The organism is Nocardiopsis sp. EMB25, assembly GCF_026797795.1.
Taxonomy (GTDB): Bacteria; Actinomycetota; Actinomycetes; order Streptosporangiales; family Streptosporangiaceae; genus Nocardiopsis; species Nocardiopsis lucentensis.
In genome coordinates this window covers 400,936-418,526 of the sequence record NZ_JAMTDN010000001.1, presented here as the reverse complement: position 1 = coordinate 418,526, position 17,591 = coordinate 400,936, and the positions used below count along the sequence as shown (strand labels likewise).

The 17,591-nt window shown below is 71.9% G+C and carries 12 protein-coding genes; 6 read left to right on the top strand and 6 right to left on the bottom strand.

From position 1 onward, the window contains the following. Positions 1 to 165: 165 nt before the first annotated feature. From KIK06_RS01755 to KIK06_RS01740, 4 genes are all read left to right on the top strand, one after another. On the top strand, positions 166 to 1,398 hold the full coding sequence (locus tag KIK06_RS01755; protein WP_268641642.1) for a dihydroorotase: 1,233 nt from the start codon (positions 166 to 168) through the stop codon (positions 1,396 to 1,398). 156 nt (positions 1,399 to 1,554) lie between these two features. Then, positions 1,555 to 2,676, top strand: a complete 1,122-nt coding sequence (ald, locus tag KIK06_RS01750) for an alanine dehydrogenase (RefSeq protein ID WP_017598770.1) — start codon at positions 1,555 to 1,557, stop codon at positions 2,674 to 2,676. Between the two features lie 266 nt (positions 2,677 to 2,942). Then, a complete protein-coding gene (locus tag KIK06_RS01745) occupies positions 2,943 to 4,133 on the top strand; it encodes an enolase C-terminal domain-like protein (protein WP_017598771.1) in 1,191 nt (396 codons plus the stop codon). A 68-nt stretch (positions 4,134 to 4,201) separates the two neighbouring features. Next, positions 4,202 to 4,657: a MaoC family dehydratase gene (locus KIK06_RS01740; RefSeq protein ID WP_017598772.1), complete on the top strand. Its 456-nt coding sequence runs from the start codon at positions 4,202 to 4,204 to the stop codon at positions 4,655 to 4,657. A 181-nt stretch (positions 4,658 to 4,838) separates the two neighbouring features. Here KIK06_RS01740 and KIK06_RS01735 read toward each other — a convergent pair whose 3' ends face one another. The 5 genes from KIK06_RS01735 to KIK06_RS01715 all read right to left on the bottom strand — a co-directional run bounded on the left by KIK06_RS01735 (position 4,839) and on the right by KIK06_RS01715 (position 14,253). Beyond that, the gene (locus KIK06_RS01735) at positions 4,839 to 6,902 is read right to left on the bottom strand and encodes a glycosyltransferase (RefSeq protein ID WP_268641640.1); all 2,064 of its coding nucleotides are present in this window, start codon (positions 6,900 to 6,902) and stop codon (positions 4,839 to 4,841) included. 236 nt (positions 6,903 to 7,138) lie between these two features. Continuing rightward, on the bottom strand, positions 7,139 to 8,788 hold the full coding sequence (locus KIK06_RS01730; RefSeq protein ID WP_026127628.1) for a glycosyltransferase: 1,650 nt from the start codon (positions 8,786 to 8,788) through the stop codon (positions 7,139 to 7,141). Continuing rightward, positions 8,785 to 10,806: a glycosyltransferase gene (locus KIK06_RS01725; protein ID WP_268641639.1), complete on the bottom strand. Its 2,022-nt coding sequence runs from the start codon at positions 10,804 to 10,806 to the stop codon at positions 8,785 to 8,787. Before KIK06_RS01725 ends, KIK06_RS01730 begins: the two co-directional genes overlap by 4 nt. A 74-nt stretch (positions 10,807 to 10,880) precedes the next feature. After that, positions 10,881 to 11,912 (bottom strand): O-methyltransferase, encoded by a 1,032-nt coding sequence (locus tag KIK06_RS01720; protein ID WP_268641638.1) that lies wholly within the window; start codon positions 11,910 to 11,912, stop codon positions 10,881 to 10,883. A 274-nt stretch (positions 11,913 to 12,186) separates the two neighbouring features. Further along, a complete protein-coding gene (locus tag KIK06_RS01715; RefSeq protein WP_268641636.1) occupies positions 12,187 to 14,253 on the bottom strand; it encodes an acyltransferase family protein in 2,067 nt (688 codons plus the stop codon). Between the two features lie 501 nt (positions 14,254 to 14,754). On the opposite strand from KIK06_RS01715, the gene KIK06_RS01710 reads away from it, so the two are divergent. Further along, complete coding sequence (locus KIK06_RS01710; protein WP_017598778.1) at positions 14,755 to 15,366, top strand: superoxide dismutase; 612 nt, start codon at positions 14,755 to 14,757, stop codon at positions 15,364 to 15,366. An 87-nt stretch (positions 15,367 to 15,453) separates the two neighbouring features. Here KIK06_RS01710 and yczR read toward each other — a convergent pair whose 3' ends face one another. Continuing rightward, complete coding sequence (gene yczR / locus KIK06_RS01705) at positions 15,454 to 16,929, bottom strand: aminotransferase-like domain-containing protein (protein ID WP_268641635.1); 1,476 nt, start codon at positions 16,927 to 16,929, stop codon at positions 15,454 to 15,456. Between the two features lie 122 nt (positions 16,930 to 17,051). On the opposite strand from yczR, the gene KIK06_RS01700 reads away from it, so the two are divergent. Then, on the top strand, positions 17,052 to 17,558 hold the full coding sequence (locus KIK06_RS01700; RefSeq protein WP_017598780.1) for a DUF3291 domain-containing protein: 507 nt from the start codon (positions 17,052 to 17,054) through the stop codon (positions 17,556 to 17,558). Positions 17,559 to 17,591: the final 33 nt, after the last annotated feature.

Genomic DNA, 17,591 nt, shown 5'->3' with positions numbered 1-17,591 from the left:
CCGTTCATGCGGATCTACGGGGACGGGTCCTCGGCCAGCCGGGAATCCGCGTTCTCCCCTACCGGCGAGCCCTGCCACGATACGCTCGGTGTTCTCAGCGCAACAGCGCGTCGTGCACGCGACCCACAGCACACCCCCTCGCCGCGAGCGCCCGAAGGGACCAGCATGACCGAGTTCGACAGTGTGGTCCGTTCCAGGTACGTGGTCACACCCGAGGGGGTCGGCCCGTGCAGCGTCGGTGTCCGAGACGGCCGGATCGAGGCCGTGGACGACTACGCCGCGCCGATGCCCGCCCGCGAGGTCACCGACCTGGGAGCGGTGGCCCTGTTGCCGGGGGCGGTCGACCTGGGCACCGGGGTCCACGAGCCGGACCGCGACCTGGCCCGGTGCTACCGGTCGGTGGGTGCGGCCGCCCTGCGCGGCGGGGTGACCAGTGTGGTCGCCGCGCCCGCTCCGGCGCGCCCGCCGGTGACCTGCGCGGACTCCCTCCAGGTGCATCAGCGCGCGGCCGCGGGGGCCGGCGTCCGCGTCTACTTCCTGGGCGGGGTGACCCTGGGCAGTGGTCCGCTCGACCTCGCCGACCTGCACGCCGCCGGGGTGGTGGCCTTCCACTGTTCGCTGTCGGACGGCGGCGCACCAGACCTGGCCGCCCTGAACGACGCCCAACTGCGCAAGGCGATGGCGGAGCTCGCGACCCTGGACGCGGTGCTGTTCGTGCACACCGAGGACGCCGAGGAGCTGGGGACGCCCCCGGTGTCGGCGGAGCAGCGCCCGCCCCGAGCGGAACGGCGGGGGATGGAGCGGGTCATCGCGGCGGCGCGGGTGGCCGGGGCGCGCACGCACGTGACCCCCTTCACGGCGGCCGAGTGCGCCGCTCTCCTGGCGGCGGCGGACTCGATCGGTGTCGGCTTGACCGCGCAGACCTGTCCGCACTACCTGTGCCTGTCGGCGGAGACTCCGGGGGCGGAGTCGATCGCGCACGTATGCCGCCCGCCGCTGCGGTCGGACGCCAACCGCAAGGCGCTGTGGAGCGCGCTGTTGGCCGGAGGCGGTTCGCAGATCACCACCGTGGGTTCGGGTCACCTTCCGGCTCATGGCCTGTACACGTTGGAGTGGAGTCTGTCGGCGCTGTGGACGGCCGCGGTCAGGCGGGGACAGGGGTTGGCCAAGCTGGCCCACTGGACGGCACGTGCCCCGGCCGACCTGCTGGGTCTGGAGGGGAAGGGTCGGATCGCGGTCGGTTTCGACGCCGACCTGGTCGGTTTCGACAGCACCCGGCGCGTGCCCGTTCCCGTGACCGACCCCGGACCGTACGCGGGCCGGGAGCTGACGGGGTCGGTGGGGCCGGTGTGGGTCGGGGGGCACAGGGTCACCGCCGGGGCCGCTTCGACCGCCTGAACGTGCCTTCCCACGCGCACCCCCGTGTCCCACCCCACACTCTCGCCTTACACGATGTCAACAAGGTCGCCGACAGACATGCATGTTGCCGATAGCGGAGAGGCACCTCCCCAGGTCACAGTGGGGATATCAACGGAGATACCAGTTGGAGGAACCGTGCGCATCGGCGTGCCCCGTGAGATCAAGAACCACGAGTACCGAGTGGCCATCACCCCCGCAGGAGTCCACGAGCTGGTCCGCCGCGGTCACGAGGTGGCCGTGGAGCGCGACGCCGGTGTGGGCTCCTCCATCACCAACGAGGAGTACCAGGCCTCGGGTGCCACCATCCTGGACACCGCCGACGAGGTGTGGGGCTACGGCGACCTGATCCTCAAGGTCAAGGAGCCGATTCCGGCCGAGTACCACCGCATGCGCGAGGGCCAGACCCTCTTCACGTACCTGCACCTGGCCGCGTCCCGCGAGTGCACCGACGCCCTCCTGGACCGCAAGGTCACCGGCATCGCCTACGAGACCGTGCAGCTGTCCGACGGGTCGCTGCCGCTGCTCGCCCCGATGTCCGAGGTCGCGGGCCGCCTGGCTCCGCAGGTCGGCTCCGTGACGCTCCAGCGCCCCAACGGCGGCCGCGGTGTGCTCATGGGCGGTGTCCCGGGCGTGCGCCCGGCGCGCGTCACCGTCATCGGCGCGGGGGTGTCCGGTCTGAACGCGACCCAGATCGCCGTGGGCATGGGCGCGGACGTGACCGTCCTGGACCTGAACGTCAACAAGCTGCGGCACGTCGACGAGCTGTACCGGGGCCAGGTCAAGACCGTCGTGTCCAACGCCTTCGAGCTGGAGCAGTCGGTCCTGGAGTCGGACATGGTCATCGGCGCCGTGCTGGTGCCGGGCGCCAAGGCCCCCAAGCTCATCTCCAACGAGCTGGTCTCGCGTATGCGTCCGGGCGCGGTCCTGGTCGACATCGCGATCGACCAGGGCGGCTGCTTCGAGGACTCACGTCCCACCACGCACGCCGACCCGACCTTCACCGTGCACGACACCGTGTTCTACTGCGTGGCCAACATGCCGGGCGCGGTGCCGAACACCTCCACGCACGCGCTCACCAAGGACACCCTGCGCTACACGGTGGCGCTGGCGGACAAGGGTTGGCGCCAGGCGCTGCGTGACGACGCCGCGCTCGCCGGTGGCCTGAACACCTTCGACGGCGAGGTCGTGTACGCGCCGGTGGCCGAGGCGCACGGACTCAAGCACCGTGAGCTGGACGAGGTCCTCGCCCAGGGCTGATCCCGGTGCCGCCACGGGGTTGATCCGGGCCCGGGGGCCGATCGCGACCGACGACGTCGGAGCGGTCGGCCCCTTCGCGTGCTCCACGGGTCCCTTCTCCCCTCCCTCGTCTCCCGCCTCGGATCCGACCAGGTCTCCCAGGTGGTCTTCGCCGCACCGCTCGGGGTGGTCGGGGCGGTCGGCCGCGGGTACCGTCGAATCGACAGCCCGTTTCCGGCCATGGCAGAGCAGGACCGGCGGGAGGCCAGACACCGAGGTGGGAAAGCGTGGCACACACCGGATCGGCGACCGTGACCAGGATCGTCGAAATCGAACTGGTCCGGCTGCGCGCGCCGTCCGGAGGGCGTGGCGCCAGTGGGCCGGTGCTGGTGCGCGTGGCCGACGGCGACGGCGTCAGCGGTTGGGGTGAGGTCCCGTCCGCGACCCCCGCTCAGTGGGAGGGCCTGGCCTCGGCCTTCGCGCCGGCGCTGCTCGCCCACGACTGGCGGCGCCCGACCGAGGTCGCCGACGCCTGGGCCGACCTGCCGTGGGACCCGGCGGTGGTCGGCGCGCTGGACACCGCGTGCTGGGACCTGTGGAGCCACCAGCGGGGGACCCCGCTGGCGTACGCCCTGGGCGGTGAGCGCACGGCGTTGACCGCGGGCGTGACGCTGCCGCGGCAGGCGACCGTGGAGTCGCTGGTCACCGAGGTGAACCGGCAGGTGGGAGCGGGATTCCGCCGGATCAGACTGTCCGTCGGCCCCGGGTGGGACGCCGACGTGGTGCACGCGGTGCGGGCCGCCTTCCCGTTCCTGGTCCTCCAGGTGGACGCGGGCGGACGCTACACCGAGGACCCGGCCGACATCGACGCCCTGCGTGTACTGGACGAACTGGACCTGCTGGCGATCGAGGACCCCTTCGCCCCCGACGACCTGCGCGCCCATGCCCGTTTCGCGGCGACGGCGCGGACCCCGGTGGCGCTGCACCGCTCACTGGACTCGGTGGCGGACCTGGGTGAGGCGATCCGGATGGAGGCCGGTGGCGCGGTGAACGTGGACCCGTCGCGGTTGGGGGGCCTGACCTCGGCCCGCCGTGCGGTGGACCGGGCCGTGGACGCCGGCTGGCGGGTCTGGTGCGGATCGTCGGCGGTGACGGGGGTGGGCCGGTCGGCCACCGTCGCGTTGGCGTCACTGGCCGGGGCCACGCTGCCGGTGGAGGCCCCTCCGGCCGGAACCCGTGGACGTGACCTGGTGGTTCCCCCGGTGCGGGCACACGATGGCGTACTGCCGGTACCGCTGACGGAGAGCGGCCTGGGACACGGTGTGGACCGGTCACTGGTGGCCGCACGCACGGCCCGAGCGGTCCTGGTGGATGTCGATGGAGTGCGCGACCTCCCGGTCGACGGCCGGATGGGGTCGCGTACGCCACGCCCCGCCCGACCCGAGGACTCCGATCGGTCGGACGCCGCCACCCCATAACCGAACGGTGTTAGGTATGGTGGGTTCACCGTCCGGCCCCCGACTCCGGACCCGACCCAGGAGGCGTCGTGCGCGTATTCGCCGACATCAACGAGGTGGCCGCCGCCAAGGGCGAGCACCTGGGCCACACCGAGTGGATCACGATCGACCAGGACCGCATCGACCTGTTCGCCGATGCGACCGGCGATCACCAGTGGATCCACGTCGACCGGGAGCGCGCCGCGGCGGGCCCGTTCGGTGCGACCATCGCCCACGGGTACCTGTCCCTGTCGATGCTCGCCTACTTCGCTCCGCGCGTCATCTCGGTGACGGAGAAGCCCAGCATGTCCATCAACTACGGGCTGAACCGGGTGCGTTTCCTCCAGCCCGTCACCGTGGGCTCACGGATCCGGGACGGCGTCGTCCTGTCCGACGTCCAGGAGAACGCCAAGGGTGTGCTCGTCACCATGACCCACACGGTGGAGATCGAGGGCGGGGAACGGCCCGCGCTCGTGGCCGACTCGCTGGGCCTCTGGGTGCCCTGAGCCCTCCGCCGCCAGCACGCCGCCCCGACGACGGACACGCCCCGTTCGCCGGGGCGGCGCCGCACCCGGGGTCAGCGCAGCATCCGCCGTCCGGACCCGGGGTGAACCAGCGCGACTCGCGCTCGGCCCGTCTGGCCCCGGCCCGGAACCGGGTGTCCCGAACGTGTTCCGTCCGACGTGGTCACCGCCGTCCTCCCACCTGCTCCACAACCCCGTCACGCAGCCCCAACGGCTCGGGTTCCCCCTCCAGCAGCGCGCTCGGCCGCCAGCCGGACCACTGGTCGGTCTGCTTGTCCAGGAAGTACGTCAGGTCCTGGGACCAGGTGTGACCGTCAGCGGTCCTTCGAATGACGAACCCCAGCCCGTGCGTGCGGTAGACGCGGGCGCCGGCGTGCTCGAAGGCCACGAGCATCTGTGTGTCGACCGCGCGCGGCAGGGGCCGGAACCCGCCCGCGTCGTCCAGCACCGCCCGGTCGGCCAGGAGGGCGCTCCCCGCGACCGAGCGGGTGACGGTCTCGGTCGTCCGAGCCCGGCGCAGCGTCGTGTCGACCTCCTGGAGGTAGACGAACTCCGGCCCGACCGCGACGACGTCCGCCCTGGCGTACTCCCGTGCGAGGAGGAGGTCGGCCAGATGCTCGGGGCCGTACCAGTCATCGTCGTCCCACTTGGCGACCAGGTCACCGGACGCGCGGCGTACCGCGTCGTCGAAGACCGCGCCGAAGACCCGGGCGTCCTCCGCCTCGTACACGGTCAGTGGCAGGCCCACCGCACGGAAGTCGGCGACGGCGGGGGCTACCTCGGGCAGGTCTGCGGGAAACCCGTGCAGCGCGAGCACGACCTCGGCGTCCACCCCGCGTTGCCGGGCGATCTGGGCGAGCGCGAACCCGACCATCTCCGGCCGCCGTGTGCACAGCACCACCGACACCCGGGGGTCGGGGCGGACGGGGATCCCCTCGGCCGCGGCGAGCCCGCGCCACCGGGCACGGACACCGTGGGTGCGCAGAGCGACGCGGCGCAGCCGGACGCTGTGCTCCTCCCGGCGCGACCGATCGGACAGATCCGCCTCCCCGGCGTCGGTGAGAAGGCCGAGCAGGGGCTCCCCCAGTCCGACGGCCCACGCTGGAACGGGGCCGCTGAGCAGTGGAACGCCACCCGCCGCCAAGGAGGCCACCGCCCGGACGGCCGCGTCTCGCTCGACGAGCTCGGCCCAGTCCACGCGCACGCCGCGCAGGTACCGCAACCGGGACAGGTCGACGTCGGTGACCGTCCCGTCCGGGGGGACGGCCACGGGGCCCGTCCGTCCCTCCGTGACGACGGTGCGGCCGTCGACCCGGGTCAGTTCGCCCAGGGGGCCGCTCGCGTCCGGGGTGAAGCCGATGGGGTTGACGGTCAGCTCGTCGACGGGGGGCACCAGCGCCACCGGGTCGGGGCCGCGCACGGTGAGCGGGCGCGCGCCGTTGCGGCCCCGCGCCGCGACCCCGGTCCCGGACACCGGGCGGTCCACGGCGGGGACGATCGGGTCCGACCACTCCTCAGAACTTTCCCGCGTACCCAGCCGCAAGGCGAGGTCGGCGCGCGGCGTCACCGGCGTCAGAGGAACGGGGCCGGTCGCCGCGACGCCCGTCACCCAGGTGTCACCGGGGCGCCACGATGCGGCGCCCGGTCCGTGCAGAGCGACGACGGGACGCGGTGGAACGGCCCACCGCCGACCGCCGGTCCCATCGAAGGCACTGGCCAGCACCGTGGCGACGTCGAGCCCGGCGGGGGAGAAGAGGGAACAGGCCCAGCCCGTGCGCCCGACCCGGACGACCTGGAGCTCATGGAGTCCGTGCCAGTCGGTGAGCCCCGGCGCGTGCGGCACCGGGGGCCGGTGGGGGGCGGGGGTGTCGGTCACGGCCACGACGACGTGCGCGGCGCGGGGAAGGTGGACCGCGGCGGTCACGGCTCGGCGCAGGTCGGTGTAGCTCGCGGCGACCACGGCCACCAGTCCCACATCCTCGGTGTCCGCCGGGGAGTGGCCACCGCCGCGTGCCCGGGCGGCGTCAGCGCGATCGCGCCCGGCCGTGGTGTGCGGACCGAGTGACTCACCCATCGGATGCTCGTCCAGGTCGACGACGCGGTCGGTGGGGCGAAGTCGGAATCGACGCAGTTCGTCCAGAGTCCGGTTGTCTCGGCCGATACGACACAGAACCGCGGGTTCGTCGCCGCGGACGCGTAGAGCCTGTCGGATCAGGGAGCGGATCATCGGGCGACCTCGGGTGTTCGGCGGATAGCACGGCGGAGGCCCGCCGGACGCGTGTCAACCACGAAACCCAAGGTAACAAGATCGTCACTCTATGTCATTGTTGCTCGTGTGTGTCGCCCCCTGAGCGGATCTCACCCGAAAAGGTCGCCCCGTACGGGACCGGCCGCCTCCGCGGAGAGCGGAGGCGGCCGGGTGGACCGCGAGACGGTCAAGGGACGACGGCGACGGGTGAGGCGTCAGCGGGCGAGCTTGCGCAGGACCCGCCCCGTCAGCCCCGGGGTGAACCAGCGCAACTTGCGCTCGGCCCGCTTGGCCCGTGCGCGCAACCGGTCGGCCTCGGCCAGGGCGCGGTCCAGGTCCTTGCGGAGCTTGGCGGGCGAGACCGGCTGCGCGTCCCCCTCGGCGACGACGAACTCCTCGCCAGGCATCCAGTGTGTACCGTGAACCTCCTCCACGACCCGGTCCAGGTCCTTCCCGGTCGCCTCGGGGGACAGATGGCGGGCCCGCGCGAAGGCGGCGACGCGCTCCAACCTCAAGACGCCGTCCTCCGCCCGCGTCGCACCGGGCATGGGCGCGCACAGCAGGCCCACACGCCGCTTGTTCGCGGTCTCGACCAGTTCCGCCAGGGCCGTCGGCGTGGGCCTGGGCCCCACGGGGACCCGCGAACGGTAGGTGACACGGGGATCGGTGTCGGGATCGTCCTCGACGAAGTGGACGCGGGGATCGCCCCGGAAGGTCTCCCGGATCAGGCGCAGGTCCAGACACTCCTCGTCCAACGGCGAGCGGCGGTCGTCGGTCAACCCGCCCCAGGGGCCGCGCAACCACACCCGGATATCGGAGGTGGTGCCGTCCAACAGGGCGGAGACCGTGGTGTCGACGTCCTCCAGGGTCTGCCCCTCCACGTCCACGAGCACGTCGACGAAGGGCACCTCCCACAGGCGGTCCGGACGTTTGCGACGCAGGCGGAAGTCCGGCACCCGGTTGGCCACGTAGGGAGACCGGTACCGCATTCCCGCGTCGCGTCGGGTCTGCATCTGGGAACGGCCCAGATGCCAGCTACTCGTGTCCAGGTCCGGAATGAACACCGCCCCTTGCTGGGCGACGCGGTAGGCGACCTCGGTGTCACCGCCCAGCACCATGTCCGCGTCCATCCCCCCGGCGGCGTCCCACAGACTCCGGTGCAGCGAACCCGTCGCGCCGGTGAAGACCCGGTAGGACTGGGCGGCGGTGCGCAACACGTCGCTGCCGTCGATGATGCGCTCCACCCAGTGCGGATCCGCGCTCTCGCGGTCGAACAGGGTGTCGGCTCGCCCCTCGCTCACCTCGCGGAGCACGTGTTCGGGGGTCATCGCATCCGGGTCGAAGTCGACGAAGAGCTTGTGCCCCATCGCCACCCCGTAATCCAACAGATGATGCCAACGCAACTGCGACTCCACATGCTCGCGGTAGACCAGCATGTCCGCGTCCAACCGCAGGATCACCTGACCGCAGGAAGCCGCCACACCAGTGTTGACCGCATGCGCCGAACCCCACCCGCCCGGCGCCGACCTGATCAGACGCGTGTTCTGCGGACACACCTCAGGCAGGACGAGCGGCTCCGGCGTGCCATCGTCAACCACCACCACCTCCATCAGATGCGCCGGATAACTCTGCCCCGCCAAAGACGCCAACACCAACGCCAACTTGTCCGCGTGCCCGAAGGCGGGAATCACCACACTGACCGACAGCGTCGGCGTCCACTCACCCAACACCGCAGGCCGCAACGGAGAATAATCATTACGCCTCAGGCGTGGTCGGGCGATGCCCCCCAAGTCTCCTTGGGGAAGGCCGCCACCCGGCTGAGGTGCGGCGGAGTCCGGCCCCCGGCCGGTGTCCAGCGTGGTCAACGGAGTCCCCCCGTGTGCTCGGTGGTGGGCCGGCCGAGCGGAGACGGTTCACCCTCCAGGAGGGCGCTCGGGCGCCAGCCGAACCACTGTTGGGTGTAGTTGTGCAGGAAGAAGGCCATGTCCTCGGACCAGGTGTGCCCGCCACCGGTGCGGCGGAGGACGTACCCGAGTCCGTGGGCACGGTAGAGGCGTCCACCGCCGCGGATGACGGCGATGAGGAGCTGGGTGTCGATGGCGCGCGGCAGCGGTCGGAAGCCCCCGGTCTCCTCCAGGACCGCCCGGTCGGTGAGGATCGTGCCCCCGGCGATGAACCGGGTGTTCGCCTCGGACCTGCGGCTGCGCCAGACGGTCACGTCGACCTCCTGGAGGTAGACGAAGTCCTGTCCGACTCCGACCAGCTCCGCGCCCGAGTAGGTGCGGGCCAGAACGAGGTCGGCGAGGTGGTCGGGGCCGTACCAGTCGTCGTCGTCCCACTTGGAGATCAGGTCGCCGGAAGTCCGGGCGACCGCGTCGTTGAGCACGGTTCCGAAGATCTGGTCGGCGTCGGCCTCGTGCACGACGAGCGGGACGCCGGTGGCGCGGAACCCGGCCACGGCGGAGGCGACCTCGGGAAGCGACTCGGAGAAACCGTGCAGTGTCAGCACGACCTCCAGATCCACACCACGCTGGCGGGCGATCTGGGCGAGCGCGAACCCGACCATCTCCGGCCGCCGTGTGCACAGCACCACCGACACGGTCGGCTCCGGGGGCAACGGGATACCCGCCCGCCCGGCCAGCGCACGCCACCGGGCACGATGGCCGTGAGTGCGCAGGGCGGCACGACGCAGCCGGATGCTGTGCTCCTCGCGCAGCAGCCGGTCGGACAGGTCCGCCTCCTCGACACTGGTGAGGAGATCGGCCACGGACCGACCCAGCCCACCGGCCCAGGAGGGCGGCGGCCCACTGACCAGCGGAACACCACCGGCGGCGAGGGAGGCCACCGCCCGAACCGCCGCTGTCGGTCCGCTGTGCCCGGACCAGTCCACGCGCACGCCGCGCAACCGACGCAGCCGCGACAGGTCGACGTCGGTGACCGTCCCGTCCGGGGGGATCACGGCCAGGTCCTTTCCGCCCCCGCGCACGACGGCGTGTCCACCGGCGGAGACCAGTTCACCCAGCGGGCCGGTCGCGTCCTGGGTGAACCCGACCGGGTTCACGGTGGATTCGTCGACGGGCGCGACGGCGTGGACGCGGTCCGCCTCGGAGGCGGTGGTGGCCGCGTTGACCGCGCGTGCCCGCGCGTGGCCACCGGGAGAGGTGATCGCCGCCCAGGAGTCGGCGCCGGTGTCCGCGCGGTCCACCACGGGAACCCGGTCGTCCTCCCACTCCGGGCCGTGCCCGGTGGCCACACGCAGCGCGAGGTCACCGACGGGGGTGACCCTGCGCAGCGGCACCGGCCCGGCCGCCGTCACACCGGCGACCCCCGTGTCACCGGGGCGCCACAGGGCCGCCTCGGCTCCGTTGAGGACGGCCAGGGGTGCGACGGCGGGGCCGCGCCGACGGCCGCGGGTGCCCTGCATGACCGCGTCCAGCACCTGGGCGGTGTCGACCGCGTTCGGAAAGAACAGCTCACACAGCCACCCGCCGCGGTCGAGCCGCCGGACGCGCACCTCCTGGAGATCCCGCCACTGACCCATACCGGGAGAGGCCGGGATCGGCGGGTCCTGGTGACCGGGTGTGGCCGCCAGTGCGACCACCACGTGCACGGTGCGCGGCAGGTGCGTGCTCACCGTGAGCGCCCGGTTCAGGTCGGTGGGGGTGGCCGCGACGACCGCGACCAGCCCGACCTCCTGCTCCGGGTCCCCCTCGCCGATCTGCTCGCCCATCGGGTGCGTGTCCAGGTCCACGAGGAGGTCCGTGTCCCGCATCGGCAGACGGACGAGGGAGGCGCGCGTGGTCTCGTGGGCACCCGTGTGGCACAGCACGGCGGGTTCGCGGCCGCGCGTCCGCAGGGCGTTCCGGAGAGCGGTGGTGATCATCGGCTGACCTCGGGATCGGTGGGCGGTGGTGCGGAAGGGGCGGGGGGTGCGACGGTGCGCGGACGGAGTCGGGCTCACCCGCCCTTGCGGCTGAACACGTGCGCGCCCTTCTCCGTGTGCTCCTCGGTGCGCTGGAGTCGAGGGTGTTCGGCGAGCCAGCGGTCGCCGATGGCCCGTTCGTCGGGGCGGTCGGCGTCGTCCAACACGATGACCGCGTCCTCGGTGCAGCGCGGCAGCACGGTGGGCACGGCCGGGTAGCGGGCATGGCGGCCGGTCGCCTGGGGCGGCCCGTCGACGAACACCAGGCCGATGCCCTCCAGGTCGGCCAGGACCGAGGCGTCGTACCAGCGGTCGGCGGTCCGGACGGTTTCGCCCCCGACCACGACCTCCTGCGTCTCAACCTCCGTGAGCGGCGCGTGGCGGATCTCGATCAGATCGTCGAGCCCGTGCGCGGCGACCAGTTCCCGGCTGAGCTCGGCGTACCGGGCGTCGTGTTCGATGGCGACGAGTCGACCGCCTCCCGCCCGGCGCAACGCGTAGCCGAGCCAGACGCTGGAGGCACCGCTACCGAACTCCACCACCAGGTCGGGGCGGAGGCGGTTGATCTGGCGGACCAGCACGCGCAGGACGTCCGGAGAGGCCGCCCACCCGCGCAGGGGCGGCATGAACGCCGCGGTGTCGAGGTTCTCCCGCAGTTCGGTCCAGGCGACCTGCTGCTCGTAGTCGTCGCGCCCCTGGACGGTGACCGCGTGGCGGATCTCCCGGGAGACCTTGGGCAGCGAGTGGTCGTGGATCCGGTCGATCCGTTCCCGGACCGCGTCCAAGGCGCGGGTGGTCGCCAACCGGTCCCGGCCCAGGACCTCGGTGACCGTGCGGGTGTGGGCCGCCACCTCCGCGGGCAGCGCGCGCACGGATCGGCGCAGGAGGAGCAACCCGGCGCCCAGGGCGCACACCAACGCTCCGAGCAGGACCATTCCGACGGCCAGGACCACGTCGGCCACGGTGACCAGGCCGAACACACCCAGCACGACCGGGGCGGCCAGGGCCGCGACGCCGGGCACCGCGACGGCGAGGATCAGGAGCGGGCGGCGGCGAAGCAGGCGCATGGTGTCGACCTCCACGGGTTTCTGACACGGTCTGGGGGATGGTGGGGGGTTCGGCGAAGGCTCTGTGCCGCGCGAAACGACCGGCGCCGAACGTTCTCTCAGCCTAGAAGCGAAAAGAACGGATGACGGTTGCGACACTAACGGCTCGATGGAATGTGAGCCCCCTTCTGAGGTGTATTAAAACCCGAAGTAGATGCAATTCTCCGATTGTTCACCCGACCATCACCGAATCCCCTCTCGCCGGAGACCAGAAATTCTCCGAAGGCTCCCGCCGTCACCCTCCGGTGGTCTCCAACAGCCCCTCCTCCATCATCGGGACGAGGGTGCGCGCGTAGGTGGCCGTCATGTGGGAGTGGTCCCAGAAGACCAGCACGTTGCCGACGATGGCGTCGCAGGCGCCCTCCGGGCACACGTACGCGGTGAGGTCGAACAGGCGGACGTTGTCGGGCAGGTCCGCGTCGAGGGCGGGGTCGGTGACCGCCTGGCTGTAGGTGGCCGGTGACGTGCACTCCTGGATGAGGCGGCTCTCGACACACTCGGCGCCCCGGTAGTCACGGCGCGGAAGGTCGCGCAGGCCCACCACGTCGATCCCCAGCTCCTCGAGTCGCGTCCAGCGTTCGACGAAGCCGTCGGGCACGTTCTCCCCCGCGGGGGTGGCCCGGGTGGAGGAGGTGAACACGGCGTCGGGCCGCAGCCGCTCCACTTCCTCCATCGCCAGCTCATCCCACTCCTGGCACTCGGTGAACACGTCCCCGTCGCGCATGGGCACGTCGGTGCTGAACTGGCAGCCGCTCTTGGTGAAGGACACCAGCCGCCATCCGTGTTCACGCGCCACCGCGGCCACGGCCGGGTACCAGTGGGCGGTACGCGAGGCGCCGACCATCGCCAGGGTGTACTCGGCGTCGGCCGGCCCCCGGTCACACACCACCAACTCGGTGGAGGCGAGGTTCACGTGACAACCGGCGTCGTGGTGGCTGGACAGGTCGGTCTTGGCGTCGGCGGGTGCGGGCAGGACCGGCAGTTCACCGACGGGCCGCACCGCCCCCTCGTCGGCCAGGACGAGCGCGCCCGGGTAGCTCTCCGGTTCTCCGGCCCGCTCCGCGCGGATGCGCTGGTCCCGCGCGAGCTGTCCGGACCACGCCGCGGACGCGACCAGGACCGGGACGAGGAAGGCCGCGGCCACGCCGAGCGACCAGACGGGGGTGGCGCGGCTCGGCGCCCGGGTCAGCCACTGGACCCCGTCCTCCACGGCGCGGGAGGTCGCCCAGGCCAGCGCCAGGGACAGGGCCAGGACGAGCGCTCCCCCGGTGGGAGTGGCCAGGATCCGATCGGTGAGGTGCAGGTAGCAGATCAGGATCGGCCAGTGCCACAGGTAGAACGCGTAGGACAGGGAGCCCAACCGCATGAGGGGCCGCCAGGTGAGCAGGCGGTCGGCGCCGAACGGACTGCCGGTCGTCCCGGCGAGGATGACCAGGACGGCGGCACCGGTGGGCACCAGCGCCACGTACCCCGGGAAGAGCGTGGCCACGGGCAGTAGCGCACCGCAGCCGATCAGGACGGCCAGCCCTGCCCAGCCCATGGGCACACGCACCGCGGAGGGCAGGCGGATCCTGGTGACGGCCAAGGCGAGGATGGCGCCCAGGGCGAGCTCCCACGCGCGGGCCCCGGAGTCGAAGTAGGCCCAGGCCTGGTTGGTGCCGGTGATCCAGACCGAGTAGGCGAGCGAGACCGCGAACACGGTCACGGTCACGGTCAGCAGCGCCGTTCGCAGGGCCAGGCGGGCACGGGTCGCGACCAGCGCGGTCAGGGCGAGCAGGACCGGCCACACCACGTAGAACTGGCCCTGGATGGACAGCGACCAGAAGTGCTGGATCGGGCTGGGGGCGGCGTCACGGGCGAGGTAGTCGACGGAGGCCGTGGCCAGCGCCCAGTTCTCGTGGTACAGAGCGGCGGCGCGCACCTCGGCCAGGACGGACGCCCAGCGCGCGCTCGGCAGCCAGAGGAACGTGGCCACGAGGGTTGCGGCCAACACGGTCAGTGCGGCCGGGGTGAGCCTGCGAGCCAACCGCGACCAGAAGGCGACGAAGCCGATACGTCCGTCGCGTTCCAGGGCCCGGACGAGGGACCCGGTGATGAGGAAACCCGTGAGCAGCAAGAAGACGTCCACACCGCCGGAGACACGGCCGAACCAGACGTGGTAGACGGCCACGAGCACGACGGCGACGGCGCGCAGCCCCTCGATCTCGGGGCGAAATCCACCGCCGGTCCCGACCGTGGACCCAGTGGTGGCGGGGGTGGCCGGGGTCGCCGCCACGGCGACCCCTGGAGTGGAGACAGACATGGGTGAGGAGGGCCTCGGAAAGAAATAGGGGGAGATCGACCGAACAGGACATCAGGCGCGTTCGGGACCTGTGGTTCGGCGTCACATTATCTCCTTCACCGATACCGTCACGGTGAATGGCGGGAGAACGCACGACCAACGCTGTCATGACGATTCCGGCGATCGGGTGACATGGCTCAGGACGAGAGATGACCGCCCGCCCACAGGCGCCGACCGGCAATCACCCCAAGATGTGATGATTCGACCATCCGTCTTCGGGGTAACGCTTCAACGGCGGCCACGCGCCCGGGTACCAGCCACACCCCACGAGTCTCCCGGCGACCGGACACCCACGGTCGGTGACGACGGGCCGCCGATCCCCGGCCAGGTCCGGGTTATTCCCGACCCGGTGTGTAAACAGTGCGACATCGGGTCCCCGGCGCCCTGGCTGATAGCTTGCTGCCTAGCGATCCCATCGCTGGTGAACACGACGAATCGCGTCATTGGAAAGGTGCGTCAGAGATGTCTGCGCCATACTCGCTGCCCGAGCTGTCCTACGACTACACGGCCCTGGAGCCGTGGATCTCGGGCCAGATCATGGAGCTCCACCACTCCAAGCACCACGCCGCCTACGTGGCCGGTGCGAACACCGCGCTGGAGCAGATGGCGGAGGCCCGGGAGTCCGGTAACTTCGGCACCATCCCCATGCTGGAGAAGAACCTCGCCTTCCACCTGGGCGGGCACGTCAACCACTCGGTGTTCTGGCAGAACCTGTCCCCGAACGGTGGCGACAAGCCCGAGGGCGAACTGGGCGCCGCGATCGACGACCAGTTCGGCTCCTTCGACGCCTTCCGCGCCCACTTCGGCGCCGCCGCCAACAGCATCCAGGGCTCGGGCTGGGCGATCCTGGCCTGGGAGCCCCTGGGCCAGCGCCTCATCATCGAGCAGCTGTACGACCAGCAGGCCAACATCCCGCACAGCACCACCCCGCTGCTGATGCTGGACATGTGGGAGCACGCCTTCTACCTCCAGTACAAGAACGTGAAGGCGGACTACGTCAAGGCCTTCTGGAACGTCGTCAACTGGGCCGACGTCCAGGAGCGCTTCACCAAGGCCCGCGAGGTCGCGTTCTAGAACGCACGCGACGTTGCCCGGGACGGGCGAAGTGGGGGGCGGCACATCCCGGTCGGGGGTGCCGCCCCCGCTCCGTTCCCGGGCGTCTCAGACCACGAGGCGGACCGGGTCATCGACCACGGGCCCGTGGCGGTCGAGTTCCCGCCAGGCCCGGCCGAGCCGCCAGACCAGCTCCTCGCTGGTGGCCTCGTCGTAGGCGAAGGGCAGGCGGAAGTACTCGGAGAAGCGGTCCTCACCGCCGGCGGACATCATGTGACCGGGGACGAGTTCGACGTCGTGGGAGAGTGCGACCTGGGCGAACTCACGGGCGTTGACCCCGGGCAGGCGCACCCACAGGGCCGCTCCCCCGGCGGGCCGCCGCCACGCCCACGTGGGCATGGACTCGCGCAGCAGCCCCTCCATGTGATCCAGCGCCCGGGCGAGCTGCGCGGAGCGTTCGGCGGCGAGCCGGTCGTACCGTGGCAGCAGGCGCACGGCGACCGCCTGTTCCAGCAGCGGACTGCCGAGGTCGGCGAGGACCTTGCGGCGGCTGAGCCGCAGGGCGATCTCGGAGGGGGCCCGCAGCCACCCCAGACGAAGACCCGCCCATCCGACCTTGCTGAGCGAGTCGACCGTGATGACCTCGGCCCCACGCGGGGCGAACGCGGCGAGCGGCGGGGGCTCGTCCGGCGCCCGGATACCGGTGTAGGCGCTGTCCTCCAGGACGGGGACGCCGTACTGGGCCGCCAGCTCCCCCAGTTCGCGGCGGCGGGCCGCGGACATGAGCGTGCCGGTCGGGTTGTGGTAGGCGGGCATGACGTAGATCAGGTGCGGGGAGTGCTCGGCGATGGCGCGGCGCACGCCGATCGGGTCGATGCCTCGGTCGTCGACGCGGACCGGGAGGAGGCGGGCGCCCCGGTCGCGCATGAGGTCCAAGCAGCCCGCGAACCCGGGGTCCTCGGCGACCACGGGTGACCCCTCGCGAAGGTAGAGCTGTGCGACCAGGGCCACGGCCTGGTGGGCTCCCGTGGTGACCACGATCTGGTCGGGCGTGGTCGGCAGGCCCTGGTCGGTGTAGCGGTCGGCGAGGGCCTGCCGCAGTACGGGGAGCCCGCGCGGATGGTAGGTGTCCTCGGCCATGAGCGCGGGAAGGTCGCGGTCGACCACCTCGCGGACGGCCTCCTCCACGGTCTCCAGCGCTGGGGTGCGCAGGCACGCGACGGAGATGACGCGCGGGGTGTCCCGGAGGAGGTTCTGGTACATCGGGTTGGCGACGCTGCCGGGAGCCCAGCCGTCGGAGGGCACGGGGCCGATCCTGGAGCTGACCCTGGTACCGCTGCCCTGCCTGCTGTCCAGGACGCCCTCCGCCCGCAGGGCGTCGTAGGCCGAGACCACCGTGGTACGGCTGATCCGCAGTGCCGAGGCGAGTGCCCGTTCGGAGGGGAGCCGTTCCCCCGCCACGAGCGTGCCCTCGGTGACGAGCCCGCGCAGCGCGTCCGTGAGCCGCCGGTAGAGCGGACCGCTCGCGGTCGCCCAGGCTCCGAGGCGGTCCACGAGCGTGGCCGCCTGACGAGAAGAGTCCATTTTCCGCTCCATTGGATCTGTTGGCCGTGCCGCCTCGCTCCGATACTGGCATCAGATTCCATCAGTCCACCAGGGCCAAAATGGACCTTTTGATTGCAGTCCACTGAGTATTGGGAGCCCCGATGCAGTCTCTGATCCCGCAGCAGCTCGACCGGTCCGCGCACGCCACGCACCACCCTCTCCCCGCACAGCGCCCCACCGCCGGGCCGACCCCGGCACTCCCGGTCCGCGGTCCGGTACTGGTGGAGGCGCTCACCCTGGCCACGGACACCGGTGACCACCGGGCCCTGGACACGCTGGCCGAGGCGATCAGGGAACGGGCCCGAAGCGCCCCGGGCCACGTCGGAGAGGTCCACTTCCACGACGAGGGGAACCGTCGCCGGACGGTGGCACTGTGGCGCTCCCCGACCGACCTGCGCGACCTCGTGCACGCCGCGCACCCGGACATCCTGGCCTTCCGCGCGGCGACCGGGGCGTTCCCGACCGTGGAGCGCACCCTGTGGTGGGCGGCGGAGGGGACAGCCGAGGTAACGGTCGACGAGGCCGAACGGCGCGCCGCCCACCTGCGCGAGCACGGCCCCGGCGGGTACGCCTTCACCCTGCGCTCCCCGGTCCCCCGCCCGGCCTGACGGGAACCCGACCCGGGCGGTCCGGGAGGCGCG

Excerpts from the sequence above, each read along its gene's own strand:
- KIK06_RS01720 (WP_268641638.1), bottom strand. The coding sequence starts at position 11,912 with ATGCGCCTGCTTCGCCGCCGCCCGCTCCTGATCCTCGCCGTCGCGGTG.
- KIK06_RS01725 (WP_268641639.1), bottom strand. The coding sequence starts at position 10,806 with ATGATCACCACCGCTCTCCGGAACGCCCTGCGGACGCGCGGCCGCGAA.
- KIK06_RS01755 (WP_268641642.1), top strand. The coding sequence starts at position 166 with ATGACCGAGTTCGACAGTGTGGTCCGTTCCAGGTACGTGGTCACACCC.
- KIK06_RS01735 (WP_268641640.1), bottom strand. The coding sequence starts at position 6,902 with ATGATCCGCTCCCTGATCCGACAGGCTCTACGCGTCCGCGGCGACGAA.
- KIK06_RS01715 (WP_268641636.1), bottom strand. The coding sequence starts at position 14,253 with ATGTCTGTCTCCACTCCAGGGGTCGCCGTGGCGGCGACCCCGGCCACC.
- KIK06_RS01700 (WP_017598780.1), top strand. The coding sequence starts at position 17,052 with ATGCAGTCTCTGATCCCGCAGCAGCTCGACCGGTCCGCGCACGCCACG.
- KIK06_RS01710 (WP_017598778.1), top strand. The coding sequence starts at position 14,755 with ATGTCTGCGCCATACTCGCTGCCCGAGCTGTCCTACGACTACACGGCC.
- yczR (WP_268641635.1), bottom strand. The coding sequence starts at position 16,929 with ATGGACTCTTCTCGTCAGGCGGCCACGCTCGTGGACCGCCTCGGAGCC.